Raw genomic sequence first — 19,630 nt, 5'->3', positions numbered from 1 at the left:
CCCAGATCGTACTGTAAACGCCGCTGTTACAGCGTGCGCGTGATCATCTCGACGCGGAACGCCTCGATGACATCGCCCTGGCGGATGTCTTCGTAGTTGGCGAAGGCCATACCGCACTCCTGACCGGCCGGCACTTCGGACACTTCGTCCTTGAAGCGCTTGAGGGTCTTGAGCGTACCTTCGTGGATCACGACGTTGTCGCGGATCAGGCGCACGCCCGCGCCGCGCTCCATCCGGCCCTCGGTGACACGGCAGCCCGCCACCTTGCCGACCTTGGTGATGTGGAACACCTCGAGGATCTCGGCATTGCCGAGGAAGGTCTCGCGACGCTCCGGCGACAGCAGGCCCGACATGGCCTGCTTGATGTCATCCACCAGGTCGTAGATGATGTTGTAGTAGCGGATCTCGATACCGGCCTGCTCGGCAGCCGCGCGCGCCTGCTTGTTGGCGCGGACGTTGAAGCCGATGATGACGGCACCGGCGGTCTCGGCCAGCGACACATCGCTCTCGGTGATGGCACCTGCACCCGAATGGACGACACGTGCGCGCACCTCGTCGTTGCCGAGCTTCTCGAGCGCCACGTTGATGGCTTCGACCGAACCCTGCACGTCGCCCTTGATGACGAGCGGGAACTGCTTGAGACCCGAAGTCTGCAGCTGCGACATCATCTGCTCGAGCGAGCCGCGCTGGCCAGCAGCACGGGCAACAGCCTTCTCGCGGGCGAGACGCTGACGGTACTCCGAGATCTCGCGGGCGCGGGCCTCGGTCTCGACAACCGCGAAGCGGTCGCCGGCCATCGGCGTGCCCTGCAGGCCGAGGATTTCGACCGGCGTTGCCGGACCCGCTTCCTTGATCTGCTCGCCGCGATCGTTGATGAGCGCACGCACGCGGCCCCACTCGTTGCCGACGGCGAGGATGTCGCCGACCTTGAGCGTACCGGTGTTGACGAGAACGGTCGCAACCGGGCCGCGGCCCTTGTCGAGCTTTGCCTCGATGACAACGCCTTCCGCCGTGCGGTCCGGATTTGCCTTCAGGTCGAGAATTTCGGCCTGCAGGAGAACCGCCTCGAGCAGCTTGTCGATGTTCATCTTCTTGGTCGCCGAGATCTCGACGTCGAGAACCTCACCGCCCATCGACTCGACGAACACCTCGTGCTGCAGCAGCTGGGTGCGAACCTTCTGCGGGTCAGCCGACGGCTTGTCGATCTTGTTGATCGCCACGATGATCGGAACGCCCGCCGCCTTGGCGTGATTGATGGACTCGATCGTCTGCGGCATCACGCTGTCGTCAGCGGCAACCACCAGGATGGCGATGTCCGTGACCTGCGCGCCGCGGGCACGCATTTGCGTGAAGGCAGCGTGGCCCGGCGTGTCGATGAAGGTGATCTTCTGGCCGTTCTGCTCAACCTGATAGGCACCGATGTGCTGGGTGATGCCGCCGGCTTCGCCCTCGGCCACCTTCGCATTGCGGATCGCATCGAGCAGCGAGGTCTTGCCGTGGTCGACGTGACCCATGATGGTCACCACCGGCGGACGCGACTTCAGATCCTCTTCACGGTCTTCGATGTTGAACATGCCCTCTTCGACGTCGGACTCGGCAACACGCTTGACGGTGTGGCCGAATTCAACGGCGACGAGTTCAGCGGTATCCGCGTCGATCACGTCGCCGGGCTTCATCATCTGGCCCTGCTTCATGAAGAACTTGACGAGGTCTACCGCACGCTCGGCCATGCGCTGTGCAAGTTCCTGCAGCGTGATCGTCTCGGGGATGACCACCTCGCGGGAGATCTTCTCGCGCGGCTCGTTGATCATTGAGCGCTTGAACTTCTCCTGACGGCGGCGCATCGACGACAGCGAGCGGCCGCGGCCCTCGTCACCCGACAGGGCGGAGGTCAGCGTCAGCTTGCCGCGACGGCGGTCGCCTTCAGGCTTCTTGACGGGCTTCGGCGCAGCTTCCGGCTTGGCGGGACCGCGCTTGACAGCGGCGGCACCGCGGCGGCGCTCGTCCTCATCATCGTCATCCACGACAACCGGCTTGGCGGGAGCTGCAACCTTCGGCTTCTCCTCGGCCGGAGCGCGGCGCTTGGCCTCTTCCTCGGCGCGGCGCTTGGCCTCGGCCTCGGCGGCAAGCCGTGCCTCTTCCTCGGCCTGGCGGCGTGCGGATTCTTCCTGCTCCTTGCGGCGGCGCTCTTCTTCCTCGGCGCGGCGCGCGGCTTCCTCGGCAGCGCGCTTGCGCTCCTCGACCTCACGCAGACGTGAATCCTGCAGGGCGCGGCGGCGCGCCTCCATTTCTTCGCTCGACAGCGTGTTCAGCACCATGCCACCACGCGGCTGCGTCGGCGCCGGGCGCGGGGCCTGCGGCGTCGGAGCCGGAGTCGTCGGTGCAGCCTGCGGCGCACGCGGCTTCAGGGTGACTGTCGGCGTCGGGCTCTCCTGCTTTTCGCCAGGCAAAGAGAACTTGCGCTTCTTTGTCTCAACGACGACAGCCTTCGAACGCCCATGCGAGAAGTTCTGGCGCACAGTGCCCTGCTCGGAGCCGGGGCGCTTCAGCGTCAGAGTCTTCTTTGAGTTGACGCCCAGCGTCTTGTCGTCTTTCGTATCGCTCATTCCGTATCCTCTGCGGCGTCATCATGATCGCCGGTCGCCGCCAACATCGCCCGGTCTTCGGGGGAACCGCCCCTGTAACGGTCAAGCGCCACCATGCGCTTCAGCACAGCCTTGCCCGTGTCACCGGCGAGCACGGCTGCATGTATCACATTTGTCCCCCCTAATGCCAAACCCAATTCGGCTTCCGAAAAGAGTTTATAGGCGGGGATCGACGGGCCATCTTGAAATACGACCCACCGACGGGCCTGATCGATCTTTCTGACGCCGTCCGGCGCTGCCTCCAGGGCATGCAGGACCAGCATCGCCTTGCCCGACCGAACGGAGGCTTCAACCTTGGCAGCCCCCATCACAACCTGGCCCGCCTTGCGGGCGAGGCCAAGCGAGCCGAGGACAGACTGCTTCAGCAGCCTGTCCACCATCTCCGGAAGATCGTCCGGAGATGTTACCTTCATCTTGAGAGCACGGGCGAAGATGTTCTTCTTCGCCGCCTGCTCTACATATTGCCTTTCAGCAGTGACCCAGCAGCCGCGTCCGGGGAGCTTGCGCTTGAGGTCGGGGACAACGGACATGTCCGGTCCCGCGACGAAGCGCAGCAAACCATCCGGCTCGCCGACCTGCCGCGTTACTATACATGTGCGTTCGCTCATATCTTTCAAGCACTACTCCATCCGGAAGCATCATCATGCTCCGGCTTCGTCCTCTGCCTGGGCAGCTTCTTCTTCGCCCTCGGCGACAAGATCGTCCTCGCTCAGCCAGCCCATCTTCAGGCGGGCAGCAACGACCATCTGCTCTGCGTCGGCACGGGTGACACCGAACTCGGACAGAACGCCCGAGTAGAACTTGGTCTCGCCGTCCTTGCGTTCCTTCCAGCCGACCAGATCGTCGATGGCATAGCCGGCGAAGTCCTCGAGGGTCTTCACGCCATCCTTGCCGATCGCGACCAGCATCGCGGTGGTGATCCCCGGCAGCTCGCGCAGCTCGTCCTCGACGCCGAGTTCACGGCGCTTGGCGTCATGCTCCGCCTCGATGCGGTCGAGATATTCGCGCGCACGGGTCTGGATTTCCTCGGCGGTCGACTCGTCGAAGCCGTCGATCGACGAAATCTCGTCGGCGTCGACATAGGCCACTTCCTCGACCGAGGTGAAGCCTTCCGAAGCCAGCACCTGGCCGACCATCTCGTCGACGTCCAGCGCATCCATGAACAGGTTCGAGCGCTCGACGAATTCCTTCTGGCGGCGCTCGCTCTCTTCCTGCTCGGTCAGGATGTCGATATCCCAGCCGGTCAGCTGCGAAGCAAGGCGCACGTTCTGGCCGCGGCGACCGATTGCCAGCGACAGCTGGTCATCCGGAACCACGACTTCAATACGCTCGGCGTCCTCATCGAGAACGACCTTGGCCACTTCCGCCGGCTGAAGCGCGTTGACGATGAACGTCGCGGCATCCGGCGACCACGGAATGATGTCGATCTTTTCGCCCTGCAACTCGGCCACGACCGCCTGCACGCGGCTGCCGCGCATACCAACGCAGGCGCCGACCGGGTCGATCGAGGAGTCGCGCGAGGTCACGGCGATTTTGGCGCGGCTGCCCGGGTCGCGGGCGACCGACTTGATCTCGATGATGCCGTCGTAGATTTCCGGCACTTCCATGGTGAACAGCTTCGCCATGAACTGCGGATGAGTGCGCGACAGGAAGATCTGCGGACCGCGCTGCTCGCGGCGCACGTCGTATACATAGGCGCGGACGCGGTCGCCATACTTGTAGTTCTCGCGCGGGATCAACTCGTCGCGGCGGATGATGCCCTCGCCACGGCCGAGGTCCACGACCACATTGCCGTACTCGACGCGCTTGACGGTGCCGTTGACGATCTCGCCGACGCGGTCCTTGTACTCGTCATACTGGCGGTCGCGCTCAGCCTCGCGCACCTTCTGGACGATGACCTGCTTGGCCGACTGGGCAGCGATGCGGCCGAAATCCATCGGCGGCAGCGGCTCGGCGATGAAGTCGCCGATCTGAGCGTCCGGGTTGCGCAGGCGCGCATCAGCCAGCGAAATCTCGCGAGCGTATTCCTCGACGTTCTCGACGACCTCGAGCAGGCGCTGCAGCTTCATCTCACCCGTGTTCGGGTTGATGTCGGCGCGGATATTGGTCTCCTGACCGTAGCGCGAACGCGCGGCCTTCTGGATGGCGTCGGCCATCGCCTCGATGACGATCTTCTTGTCGATCGACTTCTCGCGCGCGACAGCATCCGCGATCTGCAGAAGCTCCAGCCTGTTTGCACTGACTACCATGTCGGTCTCCTCGGACAACTCCGTCGGCTTAGCGCCGGGTGCTCGTCTCAGTTTGCGTTATCGTCATCATCCTGCGCATCGGCGTCTTCCGCCTCGCGCTGCTTCTTGGCCAGCTTGTCGCGCCGGAACGCCTCGGCAATCAGGTCGTCGGTCAGGACGAGCTTGGCTTCGGCAATCGCATCCCACGGGATGGTAACGTTCGGTTCTTCACCATAGCTGACCTGGTCGCGCGCGATCGTGACGCCTTCGTCGGCCACTGCGATGATCTTGCCGCGGAAACGCTTGCGGTCGGCAATCATGACCGCGGTTTCCAGCTTTGCCAGGTGCCCCAGCGCAGCCTCGAAGTCCGACTTCCTCACCAGCGGCCGGTCGATGCCCGGGGAGGAAACTTCGAGATGATAAGCCTTGTCGATCGGATCTTCCACATCGAGCGCGGGCGAAATGGCGCGGCTGAGTTCCTCGCAGCCTTCGACATCCATGGTGCCGTCTTCGCGCTCGGCCATGATTTGCAGCGTCAGCCCGTTCTGTCCGAGCAGCCGTACGCGTACGAGCCTGTAGCCCGCAGCAGCAATGACAGGCATCACGATGGCAGCCACGCGCGCGTCGATGCCGGTTTCCCTGATGATGCGGCCGTCGCCGGTATTCACTTCAACCATAGTCTCTCCACGGGCCGGCTAACAAAAAAGAGCGGGACCGGGTGGACCCACTCTTCGCCATACCGACCAAGAATTTGAGCCGTATATATACCCGCGGGTCCGGTTTATCAAGCATCAGCGACATTGGTGGCCACGTTAACCACTGCTAGAAAGATCGGGGTGATTCGCGGGAGCCTGATACATGGAGCGCCTGGCCGGCTGGGTAATACTTCAATCGGGATGGCGTCGGGCGCTGACCGCTTTCATCGCGGGGGCACTAGGCGCCTTCGCACAGCCGCCTTTCGACTTCCCCGCCGCCTGCTTCATCGCCTTCCCGATCCTCGTCTGGCTGCTCGACGGCGCGGCCGGCTATCCGGGCCAGTCGTTCCTCAGACGGCTTGCCCAACCCTTCTTCATCGGCTGGTGGTTCGGCTTCGGCTATTTCCTCGTCGGCCTGTGGTGGATCGGCAATGCACTTCTTGTTGAAGCGGATTTGTTCGCCTGGGCCTTGCCCTTCGCCGTTCTCGGCCTGCCGGCGCTGATCGCGATCTTCTACGGCTTTGCCGCAGCCCTTGCCCGCGCCTTCTGGAGCGACGGCATCGGCCGCATCGCCGCGCTTGCCGCCGCCTTCGGCTTTTCCGAATGGCTGCGCACCTTCGTGCTCACGGGCTTTCCATGGAACGCCATAGGCCAGGCGGCAATGCCCGTGCCGGAGATGATGCAGTCGGTCACCGTCATCGGCATGGCCGGCATCAACACGCTTGCCGTCTTCGTGTTCTCGGTTCCGGCGCTGCTTGCCGCCCGCAAAGGCCGCGCCGCCGGCTTCCTGCTCGCCGCCCTCATCGCCGCTCTTCACATCGGCTACGGCTTTGTCCGCATCGGCATGGGCGACGCCACGCCCGAAAAGACCATCCAGGTCCGGCTGGTGCAGCCCTCGATCGACCAGAGCGAGAAATGGAGCGAGGAGATGCGCGAGCGCATCTTCCAGACCTATCTCGACCTGTCCTCTGCCGAACCCGCCAATGGCGCGCCCCAGCCTTCGCTGATCGTCTGGCCGGAAACGTCGGTTCCCTTCATCCTCTCGCAGCAGCCGGAAGCCCTCACCCGGCTTGCCGACATGATCGGCGACAGGCAGGATCTTCTTGCCGGCGCTGTGCGCATCGAGGGCAAGGGAGCCGACGCGCGCTTCTACAATGCGGTGGTTGCGATCAACTCCGGCGGCGAAATCTTCGACGCCGTCGACAAGATCCGCCTCGTTCCCTTCGGCGAATACCTGCCCCTCGCCGACATTCTGTCACGCGCCGGGCTGCAGAAGATCGTCGACAACGTCTCCGACTTTTCCCCAGGCGGGCAGCGCCGCGCCATCCGTCTTTTGGATGAAGTGCGGATACTCCCCTTCATCTGTTATGAGATCATCTTTCCGGGTATTGCGGGTTACGGCGACGCCGACGCCGACGTGATCCTCAACATCACCAACGACGCCTGGTTTGGCGACACGCCCGGACCCTACCAGCACTTCCGCCAGGCGCAGATCCGCGCCGTCGAGGCGGGACGTCCCCTTATCCGTTCTGCAAATAATGGAATTTCCGGCGTGGTCGACGCCTACGGACGGGTGATCGACGCTTATGCGATCGACGCCGTCGGCGCGCTCGATGCGGCCGTTCCGCTGCAACGCGTACAACCTCTGGTTACACGGCCCGATATCGTCGGGGCGGCGATCATCGTCATCCTAACCGTTTGGGCAGGGGCTTCGGCACTACGCTCCCGCCGCCGATCGATTGACAGCTAAAGGTTCGGAATCCATAGTAAAGCTACCTTTTGGCGAAGGATTCGCGCCGCCGGAAGCAATCAGGTAGCTGAGCATTCCGTTGATGCGGTGAGGACATGATGCCGGATCAGAAAAAACAACCTAACCCGATTGACGTCTATGTCGGCAGCCGAATCCGCATGCGCCGGAACATCCTTGGCATGAGCCAGGAAAAACTTGGCGAGCACCTCGGCATTACCTTCCAGCAAATACAGAAATACGAGAAGGGTACCAACCGCGTTGGCGCCTCGCGCCTGCAAGCGATTGCCTCGATTCTGGAGGTTCCGCCCTCCTTTTTCTTTGACGGCGCCCCTGGCGGACAAGAAGGCCTGATGGAAGAAAGCCAGTCGACCTACATGGTAGATTTCCTTTCGAGCACCGAGGGCATCCAGCTCAACCGCGCCTTCGCGCGCATCGACGACCCGAAGGTGCGCCGCAAGGTCATCGACCTCGTGCGCGCCCTTGCCGGCGAAGAATAGCGCCGGCCTCTACGGTTTTCGATCATGACCTTTTATTGGCGTCACCCTGCTGGGACCCTTTGCGCCTTGACGCGGCATTCCCCGGACAGATAACAGAATGTGCATGTGTCGATCTGATCGACTTTCTTTCAAGAGGGGATACCCGTGGCACGCCAGAACTACCTTTTCACGAGCGAGTCGGTTTCCGAAGGTCATCCGGACAAGGTCTGCGACCGCATCTCGGATGAAATTGTCGATCTCGTCTATCGCGAAGCCAAACGGACTGGCGTGGACCCATGGAGTGTCCGCATTGCCTGCGAGACGCTGGCAACCACCAATCGCGTGATCATCGCCGGCGAGGTACGCCTGCCGGACTCGCTGATGAAGCTCGACAAGAACGGCAACAAGGTCATCAACCCGGCCAAGTTCAAGTCGATCGCCCGCAAGGCGATCCGCGCCATCGGCTACGAGCAGGACGGCTTCCACTGGAAGACGTGCAAGATCGACGTCCTGCTGCACTCGCAGTCGGCCGACATCGCGCAGGGCGTGGACAACGCCGCCGACCGCCAGGGCGAGGAAGGTGCCGGCGACCAGGGCATCATGTTCGGTTATGCCTGCAATGAGACGCCCGACCTGATGCCGGCGCCGATCTACTACGCGCACAAGATCCTCGAGCTCCTCTCGGAAGCCCGCCACAAGAAGGAAGGCGAAGCCGCCAAGCTCGGCCCGGACGCCAAGAGCCAGGTCACCGTCCGCTATGTCGACGGCAAGGCGACCGAGGTGACGCAGATCGTGCTTTCGACCCAGCACCTCGATCCCTCCTGGGATTCGAAGAAGGTGCGCGATGTGGTCGAGCCCTACATCCGCAAGGCGCTGGGCGACCTCAAGATCGCCGACAACTGCAACTGGTACATCAACCCGACCGGCAAGTTCGTGATCGGCGGCCCGGACGGCGATGCCGGCCTCACCGGCCGCAAGATCATCGTCGACACCTACGGCGGCGCGGCCCCGCATGGCGGCGGCGCGTTCTCCGGCAAGGACACGACCAAGGTCGACCGCTCGGCCGCCTATGCCGCGCGCTACCTCGCCAAGAACGTCGTGGCCGCCAAGCTTGCCGACCGCTGCACGATCCAGCTTTCCTACGCCATCGGCGTCGCGCAGCCGCTGTCGATCTATGTCGACCTGCACGGCACCGGCAAGGGCGTCAACGAGGCCCAGGTCGAGGAAGCGCTGCGCAAGGTTATGGATCTGTCCCCAACCGGCATTCGCCGCCATCTTGACCTGAACAAGCCGATCTATGCAAAGACGTCGGCCTACGGCCACTTTGGCCGCAAGCCGGGGCGCGATGGTTCGTTCTCCTGGGAAAAGACCGACCTGACCAAGGCTCTCAAGGACGCGATCGCGGCCTGAGCCACAGACGAGAGTACCGAGAACGACATGACGGCCGAGAGACCTTCACGCAGCACAGAAGCGTTTTTCGGCCGCAGGCACGGCAAGCCGCTGCGCCCGCACCAGGCGGGCGCCATGGCGCGCATCCTGCCGGAGCTGAAAGTTGACCTGAAATCTCCGGCTCCCGCCGACCTCAAGACGCTGTTCCCGGTGCCCGTCGAGGCCGTCCGCCTCGAAATCGGCTTTGGCGGCGGSGAGCACCTGCATCATGAGGCCAGCCGCTTCCCGTCGGCCGGCTTCATCGGCGTCGAGCCGTTCGTCAACGGTATGGCGAAGATGATCGCAAAGCTCGACGAGACGCCGCTCCCGAACCTTCGACTGCACGATGACGACGCGACCCAGCTGCTCGACTGGCTGCCCGACGCCTCGATCGACGGCATCGACCTGTTTTACCCAGATCCGTGGCCGAAGAAGCGCCACTGGAAGCGCCGCTTCGTCAGCGAGGTCAATCTCGACCGCTTCGCGCGGGTGATGAAGCCCGGCGCACGCTTCCGCTTCGCCTCGGACATCGACACCTATGTCAACTGGACGCTGCTGCACTGCCGCGCCCACGAGGCGTTCGAGTGGCAGGCACAGTCGCCACTCCACTGGCGCACGCCCTACGAGGCATGGCCCGGCACGCGCTACGAGGCAAAGGCCCTGCGCGAAGGCCGTGTCCCGGCCTACCTCACCTTCATCCGCAAGTAGATTTTGTCCGGCTTCGGCCGGAAGACACGTTACAAACTGAAACGGCCCGGTATCCTCTCGGACGACCGGGCCGTACATCTGTCATGCATGGCGACTTTGCCGTCGCACCTGCTGCTCGCTGTTAGTAGCGGCGGATCTCGCGGAAGCGCTGCGGGTCGATGCCGAGGCGCTGCAGATCGGATGCGCGTGCCTGACGGCCTTCGCGGGTCGCGGCCGAAACGGCGACCGCGCTGCCTACGATATCGAGAAAATCGGAAATTCCCCTGGCGAACTTGCTCATTGTTCTTGCGCCTTTCGTTGTGCGTTGCAACAAAGATAGGAGCGCCCCTGCCGTTCCGGAAGAGCGGAATCCGCATGGCATCCATGCATTTGTGCAACGCAACATCACCGGGGCATAAAAAAGCCGCCGTGGCGGAGGGAACCACGGCGGCCCTTAAAAAATGGGGCGGGAGCCCGGAGAGGGGGATGAGGCTCCCGCGGTGTCCGGTACAGGCGGGGGACGGGCCTTCTCCGGACTCGGCGTCTAATTGCCGATAGGCTGAATTTGGTCCCCGGATAGTGGCGATTCAAGGGCACGGAACATTACACTTCTGTAACATGAGCGTGATCCTAAAGCGGTACCCCGCCTCGGCTGTGCAGGCCGATCACTCCTGACGCTTTGGGATGGACATGCCGTGCCGTCCCGCGCTACCCGTTCAGGCCATGAAAAAGGGTGATCATCTCTTCCTCGTCGACGGCTCGGGCTACATTTTCCGCGCCTATCACGCACTGCCGCCGCTCACGCGCAAGTCCGACGGCCTGCCGGTGGGTGCCGCCGCGGGCTTCTGCAACATGCTCTGGAAGCTGATGCAGGACGCGCGCAATACCGACGTGGGCGCAACGCCCACGCACTTTGCCGTGATCTTCGACTATTCGTCGAAGACGTTCCGCAACGAGCTCTACCCAGAATATAAGGCAAACCGCTCCGCGCCGCCGGAAGACCTCATCCCGCAGTTCGGTCTGATCCGCCACGCGACCAAGGCTTTCGACCTGCCCTGCATCGAGATGGAGGGCTACGAGGCCGACGACCTCATTGCCACCTATGCACGCCTTGCCTCGGAAGCCGGCGCCGAGACGACCATCATCTCGTCCGACAAGGACCTGATGCAGCTCGTCACGCCGGCCGTGTCGCTCTACGACCCGATGAAGGACAAGGAGATCGGCATCCCCGAGGTGGTCGAGAAGTGGGGCGTGCCGCCGGAAAAGATGATCGACCTGCAGGCGCTGATGGGCGACTCGGTCGACAACATTCCCGGCGTTCCCGGCATCGGCCAGAAGACCGCCGCGCAGCTCCTGGAAGAGTTCGGCGATCTCGACACGCTGCTGGCGCGCGCGCATGAGATCAAGCAGAACAAGCGCCGCGAGACGCTGATCGAAAACCGCGACAAGGCACTGCTGTCGCGCGAGCTGGTGCGGCTGAAGAACGACGTGCCGGTCGCCGAGCCTCTCGACTCGCTCGTGCTCCAGCCGCCAAACGCGCCGAAGCTGATCGGCTTCCTCAAGGCGATGGAATTCACGACGCTCACCCGCCGCGTGGCCGAGGCCTCCGGTGCGGACGCGTCTGCCATCGAGCCGGCGCATGTGCCGGTCGAATGGGGCACCGAGGCGCATGGCCCGGATCTCGACGTCGCGTCAGACCCGGCTGCGGTATCCTCAGGCGGCGAAGCTGCGCCCGCCGCTTCGACCTCTCAGGCTCCGGCCGGCTTTACCCCGGCAGCGCTGGCCGCGGCGCGGGCATCTGAAGCGGCCGCCACGCCGATCGACACCTCGGCCTATGAGTGCGTGCGCGATCTCGCCACGCTCACCCAATGGATCGCGGAAGCCCGCGAGGCTGGCCTTGTCGCCTTCGACACCGAGACGACATCGCTCGATCCGATGCAGGCCGAGCTATGCGGCTTCTCGCTCGCCACTCGCCCCGGCCGCGCCTGCTACGTGCCGCTCAACCACAAGTCGGGCGAGACCGACATGTTCGGCGGCGGGCTCATCGAGAACCAGATCCCGATCCGCGACGCGCTTGCAGCACTGAAGACGCTGCTCGAAGATCGTTCGGTCCTCAAGATCGTCCAGAACCTCAAATACGACCTCGTCGTCATGCACCGTCACGGCATCGACATTACGCCGTATGACGACACCATGCTGATGTCCTACGTGCTGGAGGCCGGAATCAATGGCGGCCACGGCATGGACGCGCTTGCCGAGCGCTGGCTCGGCCACAAGGCCATCTCCTACAAGAGCGTCGCGGGCTCGGGCAAAAGCGCGCGCACCTTCGACCTGATCGAGCTCAGCCAGGCAACCTGCTACGCCGCCGAGGACGCGGACGTCACGCTGCGTCTGTGGCGCGTGCTCAAGCCGCGCCTCGTCGAAAAGGGCCTCGTCAGCGTCTACGAGCGGCTGGAACGGCCGCTGGTGCCGGTGCTGGCCCGCATGGAGCAACGCGGCATCTCGATCGACCGTCAGATCCTCTCCCGCCTCTCGGGCGAGCTCGCGCAGGGCGCGGCAGCACTGGAGGAAGAGATCCAGCAGCTTGCCGGCGAGCGCTTCAATGTCGGCTCGCCGAAGCAGCTCGGCGAAATCCTGTTCGGCAAGCTTGGCCTGCCGGGCGGCACCAAGACGAAGACCGGCCAGTGGGCGACCTCGGCGCAGATCCTCGAGGACCTTGCCGCGGAAGGCCACGAGCTGCCGCGCAAGATCGTCGACTGGCGCCAGCTCACCAAGCTCAAGTCCACCTACACCGACGCCCTGCCCGGCTTCATCAACCGGGAGACAGGCCGCGTCCATACCTCCTACGCGCTTGCCGCGACCACGACCGGCCGCTTGTCCTCGTCCGATCCCAACCTGCAGAACATCCCGGTCCGCACCGCCGAGGGCCGGCGCATCCGCACCGCCTTCATTGCCGATCCCGGCAACCTGCTGATCTCGGCCGACTACAGCCAGATCGAGCTGCGCGTCCTTGCCCACGTCGCCGACATTCCGCAGCTGCGCCAGGCCTTTGCCGACGGCATCGACATCCACGCGATGACCGCCTCCGAGATGTTCGGTGTTCCGGTCGAGGGCATGCCGAGCGAGGTGCGCCGCCGCGCCAAGGCGATCAATTTCGGCATCATCTACGGCATCTCGGCCTTCGGCCTTGCCAACCAGCTGTCGATCCCGCGCGAGGAAGCCGGCGCCTCCATCCGCAAGTATTTCGAGCGGTTCCCCGGCATCCGCGACTACATGGAAGCCACCAAGGCAACGGCGCGCGACAAGGGCTATGTCGAGACCATCTTCGGCCGCCGCGCGAATTATCCTGAAATCCGCTCGCCGAACCCGTCGATCCGCGCCTTCAACGAGCGCGCGGCAATCAACGCGCCGATCCAGGGCTCGGCCGCCGACATCATCCGCCGCGCCATGATCCGCATGGAGGACGCGCTGGAACAGGCGGGGCTCACCCAAACCCGCATGTTGCTTCAGGTGCACGACGAACTCATCTTCGAGGCGCCGGAAGCAGAAGTCGAAGCCGCCATCCCCGTCATCCGCAAGGTGATGGAAAATGCGGCAATGCCGGCGGTAGCGATGAAAGTCCCGCTGCATGTCGACGCACGCGCGGCAAGAAATTGGGACGAAGCGCACTGAATTAGCGGAAGTTATTTTACTTAACGCGAAATTAAGCTGCAGTCGCCAAGTTCTCTCTACTAGTCCGCGGGGGAGAACACGGATGAATGTTGCGGCCATGCGTCTGCACGAGGATGCAGATGCACACTTGCACGACGCCAGTATCGCCGCCATCGGCGAGCGCGGCAGCCGCCTCGGCGTCGAGATCGCAGATCTTGCCGGGCTGATCGAGGACGTCGGCGCATTGGGTCACCAGCAGATCCAGACGCTGCGCGACGTGGTCCGCTCGGCCCAGAGTTCCAAGGAAATCAACGCCCAGCTGCAGTCTTCCATGCAGGAGGTCGGTGCGGCCGCATCGCAGACCCGCGCCGTGCTTCCCCAGAGCGCCGACACGGTCGCCGGCACGCTGGACGACGCCGTCTCCAACATGAAGGCGCTCAGCGACGGCGTCATGGGCTTTTCGGCGACGCTCGAGAAGGTGACCGAGACGATCAAGCGGGTGCGCGAGGTGTCCGCCTCGATTAACGAGATCGCGCGCGAGACTCAGCTTGTCGCCATCAATGCCTCGATCGAGGCCGCGCGGCTCGGCGACGCCGGCAAGGGCTTTGCCGTCATCGGCTCCGCACTTAAGGCGCTGGCCGATCAGGTCGGTGCCGCTGCCAAGCGTAACGAGGAAAGCCTGTCCGCGCTTCAGGTCACGCTCGGCGAACTCACCGAGAATGCCAATTCCAGCGTCGGCACCGCCGAGGCCGCCATCGCCGCATCAGGCCGCGCCAGCGACGCGACGCGCACGATCCAGTCGCTCGTCCAGACCGTCGAGGAGCTCGCCGACAACATCGACCTGATGGCCGAGCCGGTCCGCCGCAACATCGAGGCGGCCGACGAGCTGCGCGGGCACCTGCGCTCGATGGTTCAGGTCGCGAAGGAAAGCGACGCGAAGCTCACCACCGCCGGCGAACGCTCGCAAACCATCCTCGACATCTCCGAGGACTTCATCCTCTTCATCGCCAGCTCCGGCATCGAGATGCCGGACAGCAACCTGATCGAGATAGCAAAATTCAGGGCAGGCGAAATCGCCGCCCTGTTCGAGCAGGCGGTCGACGGCGGCCGCATCAGCATGACGGACCTGTTCGACGAGAACTACCGGCCGGTGCCCGGCACCAATCCGGAGCAGGTGCTGACGCGCTTCACGCCCTTCACCGATGCGGTTCTGCCGGCGATCCAGGAGCCGGTGCTGCAGCTGGACGAGCGCATCGTCTTTTGCGCCGCCATCGACCGCAACGGGTACCTGCCGACGCACAACCTGATCTATTCGAAGCCGCAGAGCAGCGATCCGGTCTGGAACGCCGCCAACTGCCGCAATCGCCGCATGTTCAAGGATCGCACGGGCCTGGGCGCCGGGCGCAACACGCGCCCGTTCCTGCTGCAGACCTACCGCCGCGACATGGGCGGCGGCAATTTCGTGCTGATGAAGGACGTGTCGGCGCCGATCTTCGTCAAGGGCCGCCACTGGGGCGGCTTCCGGATCGGCTACCGCGTCTGACTTAGACGGCGCGTCCCGAGGCGAGGTCCGCCGCGTTGCGGATCGCCTCGATATTGCGCGCATAGGCTTCCTGCGAATTGCCCTTGAAGACGGCCGAGCCGGCGACGAGCACATTGGCGCCGGCAGCCGCCACCAGCGGCGCCGTTTCGGGCGTCACACCGCCGTCGATCTCGATGTCGATCGGCCGGTCGCCGATCATCGCCTTCACGCGACGCACCTTCTCCACCACGGGCGGAATGAACGCCTGACCGCCGAAGCCCGGGTTCACCGTCATCAGCAGCACGAGGTCAAGGCGGTCGAGCACGTATTCGATCACCGATTCCGGCGTCGACGGGTTGAGCGACACGCCGGCCTTCTTGCCGAGCGCCTTGATCGCCTGCAGCGAGCGGTCGAGGTGCGGGCCAGCCTCGGCATGGACCGTGATGATATCGCAGCCGGCATCGGCGAAGGCCGCCAGATACGGGTCCGCCGGCGCGATCATCAGGTGGCAGTCGAACACCTTGTCGGTGCGGTTGCGGATCGACTTGATGATCTGCGGGCCGAAGGTGATGTTCGGCACAAAATGGCCGTCCATGACATCCAGATGGATCCAGTCCGCGCCGGCGGCGGCGACGGTCTCGACTTCCTCGCCAAGGCGGGAAAAGTCGGCGGAAAGGACGGATGGCGCGATGATGGTTCCGGTCATGGCGGGCAGCTCCTTGCTCTGCCCGCCCGCCTAACGCGTGAGGCCGCGCTTGTCGAGAGCAGACTGGCGCGGCTATTCGATTCCCATCATCTGGCGCAGCGCCTTGCGGTCGACACCGCTGTCGGCGAAGTCGTCGAAGGCCTTTTCTGTCACCTGGATCAGGTATGCCTCGATGAACGGCGCACCCTCTGCCGCACCCTGCTCGGGATGCTTGATGCAGCACTCCCATTCGAGCACCGCCCAGCGGTCGTAGCCGTACTGCGTCAGCTTCGAGAAAATGCCACCGAAGTCGACCTGTCCGTCGCCGAGCGAGCGGAAGCGGCCGGCGCGGTTCACCCAGCCCTGGTAGCCAGAATAGACGCCCTGGCGGCCCGTCGGGTTAAACTCGGCATCCTTCACGTGGAAGGCCGAAATCCGCTCGTGGTAGATGTCGATGAAGGCGAGATAGTCGAGCTGCTGCAGCAGGAAGTGCGAGGGATCGTAATTGATCATGCAGCGCTTGTGACCGCCGACCGCGTCGAGGAACATCTCGAAGGTCGCGCCGTCGAACACGTCCTCGCCCGGATGGATCTCGAAGCCGACGTCGCAGCCTGCATCCTCATAGGCATCGAGGATCGGCTTCCAGCGGCGGCCAAGCTCGGCAAACGCCTCCTCGACCAGTCCGGCCGGGCGCTGCGGCCACGGGTAGAGATACGGGAAGGCGAGCGAGCCGGTGAACGACACCGAGCCCGACAGGCCGAGATTCTTCGAGGCCTTGGCGACCTTCATCATCTGGTCGACGGCCCATTCCTGCCGCGCCTTCGGATTGCCATGCACGCTCGCCGGCGCAAAGCCGTCGAATTGCGAGTCGTAGGCCGGATGCACAGCGACCAGCTGGCCCTGCAGGTGCGTCGACAGCTCGGTGATCTCGACGCCCGCGTCGGCGCAGATGCCCTTGATCTCGTCGCAGTAGGTTTTCGACGTCGCCGCCTTGTCGACGTCGAACAGCCGTGGGTCGAAGGTCGGGATCTGCACGCCCTTGTAGCCGAGGCCGGCAGCCCATTTCGTGATCGATGCGAGTGAATTGAACGGCGCCTCGTCGCCCGCGAACTGCGCCAGGAAAATTCCGGGGCCCTTGATCTGTGTCGCCATGAAATCCTTCCTCCAAAAATCAGGCCGCGCCGGGCGCCAGCCTCTCATAGGTAAACCAGTCGAAGTCGGCATGCGCGCCGCGTCCTGATGTGTCGAACGCGGCCATTCCGATGAATGCTCCGGTGAAGGAGCCGTGCTCTCCCCGGCCACCTTCGTCAGAAATCACGCTCGCGTCCAGCACCCCGCCCGCCTGCTGCCACTCGCCATCCACTGCCGCGAAGTGGAAGGCGAGCTCTGCCCCGCGAACCTCGGCTGCAAGCCCCACCGGTCCATCACCCGGCAGCCGCACCGGCTCGGCCATCGGAAAGGTCAGACGCCCGTCCGGCCAGTCGCCGGGGCAGCTCATCACGGTGAGCACCCGCCCGCTTAGCCGCGCATCATGGGTGATGGCGAGGAAATGAAACTTGTGGCGGTTGTAGTAGTGGACGATCCCCGCCGCCTGCTGGAAACTCGTTGGCGTAAACTCCACCACCGTCTCGGCGCGAAAGTCGAACGCGTCCTGCCGGCGCGCGACCAGCGCCTGCTCGAACCAGCTGCCGATCGACTCGCGCCCGTAGAGGCGCAGGTGCCCTGCCCTCGCCTCCAGCGAAAACAGCCGCTGCCATTCGGGAATGCGCAGCCACTGGAAGTCGAGCGGAAGCTTTGCCTCGTCGAAATCGTAGCGTTCGATGCGCGGCAGCGGCTTCGGCTCCGCCGCACCGCGCGGCGCGGGCACCTCGACGGCGGGCACCTGCCCGCCATGTTCGAGATAGAGCCAGCCGTCGTCCTTCCAGACGCATTTCTGGATCGCCGTCTCGCGCCCCAGGGGCGAGCGCCGCGTGCCGGGCAGCGGGCGCGAGCACAGATGCGTGTGGTAGATTTCGCCCGCCGGCGTCACGACCAGCTGGCCGTGACCTGCGCGCTGCAGCACTGCCTCCGGCGCGTCCTTCGAGGTGATGAGATGCACGTTGGGGTGCATCTCGTACGGCCCGGCAATGTTGCGCGAACGCGCCATCGTCACCGCATGGCCGTAGCCGGTGCCGCCCTCGGCGGTCGTCAGATAGTACCAGCCGTCGCGCTTGAAGAGATGCGGTCCCTCGACCAGCCCGAGCGGGCTTCCCTCGAAGATGTTGACCGCCTCACCGATCAGCCTGCCCGCGGCCGGATCGTATTCCTGCAGCAGGATGCCGGCAAAGGACGGATGCTTCGGCTGGCCGCCGACGCCAGAGGAAACATGGTTCCACAGCATGTTGAGGAACCATTTTTTCCCGTCGTCATCGTGGAACAGGGAGGGGTCGAAGCCCGACGAGTTCACATAGACGGGGTCCGACCATGGCCCTTCGACCGAAGGGGCCGTGACGATGTAGTTGTGCGTGTCCTTGAACGCGCCGTCGAGCCGCTTCACGTCCGTGTAGACCAGCCAGAACAGCCCGTCCGCATAGGACAGGCACGGCGCCCAGATGCCGCCGGAATCCGGGTTGCCGCGCATGTCGAGCTGGCTCTTGCGGTCGAGCGCACGCCCAACCAGCCGCCACTTCACCAGATCCCGCGAGTGGTGCAGCTGCACGCCCGGATACCATTCGAAGGTCGAGGTGGCGATGTAGTAGTCGTCGCCAACCCGGCAGATCGACGGGTCCGGATTGAAGCCTCGCAGGATCGGGTTGCGGATCATCTTGCTCCCTACTTCCTCGGCGGTCCCTTCCGCTCCGCGGATGCCGCCCAGATGTTGATGTTGGCGTCGCGCGCGTATCGGTCGATCTCGGCCAGTTCCTCGGCGCTGAATTCGCGGTTCGCCAGCGCCCCGACACAGTCCTCGACCTGGCCCGGCCGGCTTGCGCCGATCAGCGCCGTGGTGACGCGATTTTCCCGCAGCACCCAGGCCAGCGCCATCTGCGCCAGCGTCTGGCCGCGGCGCTTGGCGATTTCGTTGAGGGAGCGGATGTTGGCGATCGTCTCGTCGGTCAGGAATTCGGGCCGCAGCGACTTGCCCTTGGCCGCGCGCGCGTCCTCAGGCACGCCGTTCAAATACTTGTCGGTCAGCATGCCCTGCGCCAGCGGGGAGAACACGATCGAGCCGATGCCGAGCTCGTCGAGCGTATCGAGGAGCCCGTCTTCCTCAACCCAGCGATTGATCATCGAATAGGACGGCTGGTGGATGAGGCACGGCGTCCCGAGTTCCTTCAGGATCGCCACCGCCTCGCGCGTGCGCTTCGAGTTGTAGGACGACAGGCCGACATAGAGCGCCTTGCCGGAGCGCACCGCGTGGTCAAGCGCCATTATCGTCTCTTCGAGCGGCGTGTCGGGATCGAAACGGTGCGAATAGAAGATGTCGACATAGTCGAGCCCCATCCGCTTCAGGCTCTGGTCGAGCGAAGCGAGCAGATATTTCCGGCTGCCCCACTCGCCATACGGTCCCGGCCACATGTTGTAGCCGGCCTTTGTCGAGATGATCAGCTCGTCGCGATGGCCGGCGAAGTCGGTGCGCAGGATCTCGCCGAACGCGATCTCGGCAGAGCCCGGAGGCGGGCCGTAATTGTTGGCGAGGTCGAAGTGGGTGATGCCGAGATCGAACGCCTTGCGGCAGATGGCGCGCTTGGTCTGGTGCGGCGTGTCCTCGCCGAAATTGTGCCACAGGCCGAGGGAGATCGCCGGCAGCTTGAGGCCCGATCGCCCGCACCTGTTGTAGGTCATCGTGTCGTAGCGGTTGGCTGCTGGCTGGTAGGACATGGACT

At 64.3% G+C, this 19,630-nt stretch carries 15 protein-coding genes; 6 read left to right on the top strand and 9 right to left on the bottom strand.

The window, feature by feature from the left end; all coding sequences use genetic code 11:
- Window positions 1-26 precede the first annotated feature (26 nt).
- The 4 genes from infB to rimP are packed head-to-tail and all read right to left on the bottom strand — an operon-like array spanning window position 27 to window position 5,550.
- Entirely contained in the window at window positions 27-2,606 is a 2,580-nt protein-coding gene (gene infB, locus L610_RS01925) for a translation initiation factor IF-2 (protein WP_024846337.1), read from the bottom strand.
- Window positions 2,603-3,253: an RNA-binding protein gene (locus L610_RS01920; RefSeq protein WP_024846338.1), complete on the bottom strand. Its 651-nt coding sequence runs from the start codon at window positions 3,251-3,253 to the stop codon at window positions 2,603-2,605. Before L610_RS01920 ends, infB begins: the two co-directional genes overlap by 4 nt.
- A gap of 33 nt (window positions 3,254-3,286) precedes the next feature.
- Window positions 3,287-4,894, bottom strand: a complete 1,608-nt coding sequence (nusA, locus tag L610_RS01915) for a transcription termination factor NusA (protein ID WP_024846339.1) — start codon at window positions 4,892-4,894, stop codon at window positions 3,287-3,289.
- A gap of 47 nt (window positions 4,895-4,941) precedes the next feature.
- Window positions 4,942-5,550 carry a ribosome maturation factor RimP gene (rimP, locus tag L610_RS01910; RefSeq protein ID WP_024846340.1) on the bottom strand — a complete coding sequence of 203 codons (609 nt, stop codon included), beginning with the start codon at window positions 5,548-5,550 and terminating at the stop codon, window positions 4,942-4,944.
- Window positions 5,551-5,731: 181 nt separating this feature from the next.
- Here rimP and lnt point away from each other — a divergent pair, with 181 nt between their 5' ends.
- From lnt to L610_RS01890, 4 genes are all read left to right on the top strand, one after another.
- Window positions 5,732-7,318 carry an apolipoprotein N-acyltransferase gene (lnt, locus tag L610_RS01905; RefSeq protein ID WP_144701998.1) on the top strand — a complete coding sequence of 529 codons (1,587 nt, stop codon included), beginning with the start codon at window positions 5,732-5,734 and terminating at the stop codon, window positions 7,316-7,318.
- 98 nt (window positions 7,319-7,416) lie between these two features.
- Entirely contained in the window at window positions 7,417-7,815 is a 399-nt protein-coding gene (locus tag L610_RS01900; RefSeq protein WP_024846342.1) for a helix-turn-helix domain-containing protein, read from the top strand.
- 144 nt (window positions 7,816-7,959) lie between these two features.
- The gene (gene metK / locus L610_RS01895; protein WP_024846343.1) at window positions 7,960-9,204 is read left to right on the top strand and encodes a methionine adenosyltransferase; all 1,245 of its coding nucleotides are present in this window, start codon (window positions 7,960-7,962) and stop codon (window positions 9,202-9,204) included.
- Between the two features lie 27 nt (window positions 9,205-9,231).
- A complete protein-coding gene (locus L610_RS01890) occupies window positions 9,232-9,930 on the top strand; it encodes a tRNA (guanosine(46)-N(7))-methyltransferase TrmB (protein WP_144701995.1) in 699 nt (232 codons plus the stop codon).
- Window positions 9,931-10,051: 121 nt separating this feature from the next.
- Here the strand turns inward: L610_RS01890 and L610_RS20095 are convergent, their stop codons facing one another.
- Window positions 10,052-10,210, bottom strand: a complete 159-nt coding sequence (locus L610_RS20095) for a hypothetical protein (protein WP_186441279.1) — start codon at window positions 10,208-10,210, stop codon at window positions 10,052-10,054.
- A 422-nt stretch (window positions 10,211-10,632) separates the two neighbouring features.
- Here L610_RS20095 and polA point away from each other — a divergent pair, with 422 nt between their 5' ends.
- Both polA and L610_RS01880 read left to right on the top strand, forming a co-directional pair.
- Entirely contained in the window at window positions 10,633-13,581 is a 2,949-nt protein-coding gene (polA, locus tag L610_RS01885) for a DNA polymerase I (RefSeq protein WP_144701991.1), read from the top strand.
- Window positions 13,582-13,663: 82 nt separating this feature from the next.
- The gene (locus L610_RS01880; RefSeq protein WP_024846346.1) at window positions 13,664-15,103 is read left to right on the top strand and encodes a methyl-accepting chemotaxis protein; all 1,440 of its coding nucleotides are present in this window, start codon (window positions 13,664-13,666) and stop codon (window positions 15,101-15,103) included.
- Between the two features lies 1 nt (window position 15,104).
- Here the strand turns inward: L610_RS01880 and rpe are convergent, their stop codons facing one another.
- The 4 genes from rpe to mgrA form a co-directional block, all read right to left on the bottom strand.
- The gene (rpe, locus tag L610_RS01875; RefSeq protein ID WP_144701985.1) at window positions 15,105-15,788 is read right to left on the bottom strand and encodes a ribulose-phosphate 3-epimerase; all 684 of its coding nucleotides are present in this window, start codon (window positions 15,786-15,788) and stop codon (window positions 15,105-15,107) included.
- 72 nt (window positions 15,789-15,860) lie between these two features.
- Entirely contained in the window at window positions 15,861-16,919 is a 1,059-nt protein-coding gene (locus L610_RS01870) for a sugar phosphate isomerase/epimerase (RefSeq protein WP_024846348.1), read from the bottom strand.
- 19 nt (window positions 16,920-16,938) lie between these two features.
- On the bottom strand, window positions 16,939-18,570 hold the full coding sequence (locus L610_RS01865) for a glycoside hydrolase family 43 protein (RefSeq protein WP_024846349.1): 1,632 nt from the start codon (window positions 18,568-18,570) through the stop codon (window positions 16,939-16,941).
- 8 nt (window positions 18,571-18,578) lie between these two features.
- Complete coding sequence (gene mgrA / locus L610_RS01860; protein ID WP_024846350.1) at window positions 18,579-19,625, bottom strand: L-glyceraldehyde 3-phosphate reductase; 1,047 nt, start codon at window positions 19,623-19,625, stop codon at window positions 18,579-18,581.
- Window positions 19,626-19,630: the final 5 nt, after the last annotated feature.

The sequence above is a fragment of the Aminobacter sp. J44 genome, assembly GCF_007829415.1.
In the GTDB taxonomy this organism is placed as follows: Bacteria; Pseudomonadota; Alphaproteobacteria; order Rhizobiales; family Rhizobiaceae; genus Aerobium.
Note: the sequence above shows the minus strand (reverse complement) of the source record. Positions and strands in the feature narration are given on the sequence as shown.

What these genes read in the sequence shown, in the direction of transcription:
- infB (WP_024846337.1), bottom strand. Translation starts at nt 2,606, where the DNA reads ATGAGCGATACGAAAGACGACAAGACGCTGGGCGTCAACTCAAAGAAG.
- L610_RS01920 (WP_024846338.1), bottom strand. Translation starts at nt 3,253, where the DNA reads ATGAGCGAACGCACATGTATAGTAACGCGGCAGGTCGGCGAGCCGGAT.
- nusA (WP_024846339.1), bottom strand. Translation starts at nt 4,894, where the DNA reads ATGGTAGTCAGTGCAAACAGGCTGGAGCTTCTGCAGATCGCGGATGCT.
- rimP (WP_024846340.1), bottom strand. Translation starts at nt 5,550, where the DNA reads ATGGTTGAAGTGAATACCGGCGACGGCCGCATCATCAGGGAAACCGGC.
- lnt (WP_144701998.1), top strand. Translation starts at nt 5,732, where the DNA reads ATGGAGCGCCTGGCCGGCTGGGTAATACTTCAATCGGGATGGCGTCGG.
- L610_RS01900 (WP_024846342.1), top strand. Translation starts at nt 7,417, where the DNA reads ATGCCGGATCAGAAAAAACAACCTAACCCGATTGACGTCTATGTCGGC.
- L610_RS20095 (WP_186441279.1), bottom strand. Translation starts at nt 10,210, where the DNA reads ATGAGCAAGTTCGCCAGGGGAATTTCCGATTTTCTCGATATCGTAGGC.
- polA (WP_144701991.1), top strand. Translation starts at nt 10,633, where the DNA reads ATGAAAAAGGGTGATCATCTCTTCCTCGTCGACGGCTCGGGCTACATT.
- L610_RS01880 (WP_024846346.1), top strand. Translation starts at nt 13,664, where the DNA reads ATGAATGTTGCGGCCATGCGTCTGCACGAGGATGCAGATGCACACTTG.
- rpe (WP_144701985.1), bottom strand. Translation starts at nt 15,788, where the DNA reads ATGACCGGAACCATCATCGCGCCATCCGTCCTTTCCGCCGACTTTTCC.
- L610_RS01870 (WP_024846348.1), bottom strand. Translation starts at nt 16,919, where the DNA reads ATGGCGACACAGATCAAGGGCCCCGGAATTTTCCTGGCGCAGTTCGCG.
- L610_RS01865 (WP_024846349.1), bottom strand. Translation starts at nt 18,570, where the DNA reads ATGATCCGCAACCCGATCCTGCGAGGCTTCAATCCGGACCCGTCGATC.
- mgrA (WP_024846350.1), bottom strand. Translation starts at nt 19,625, where the DNA reads ATGTCCTACCAGCCAGCAGCCAACCGCTACGACACGATGACCTACAAC.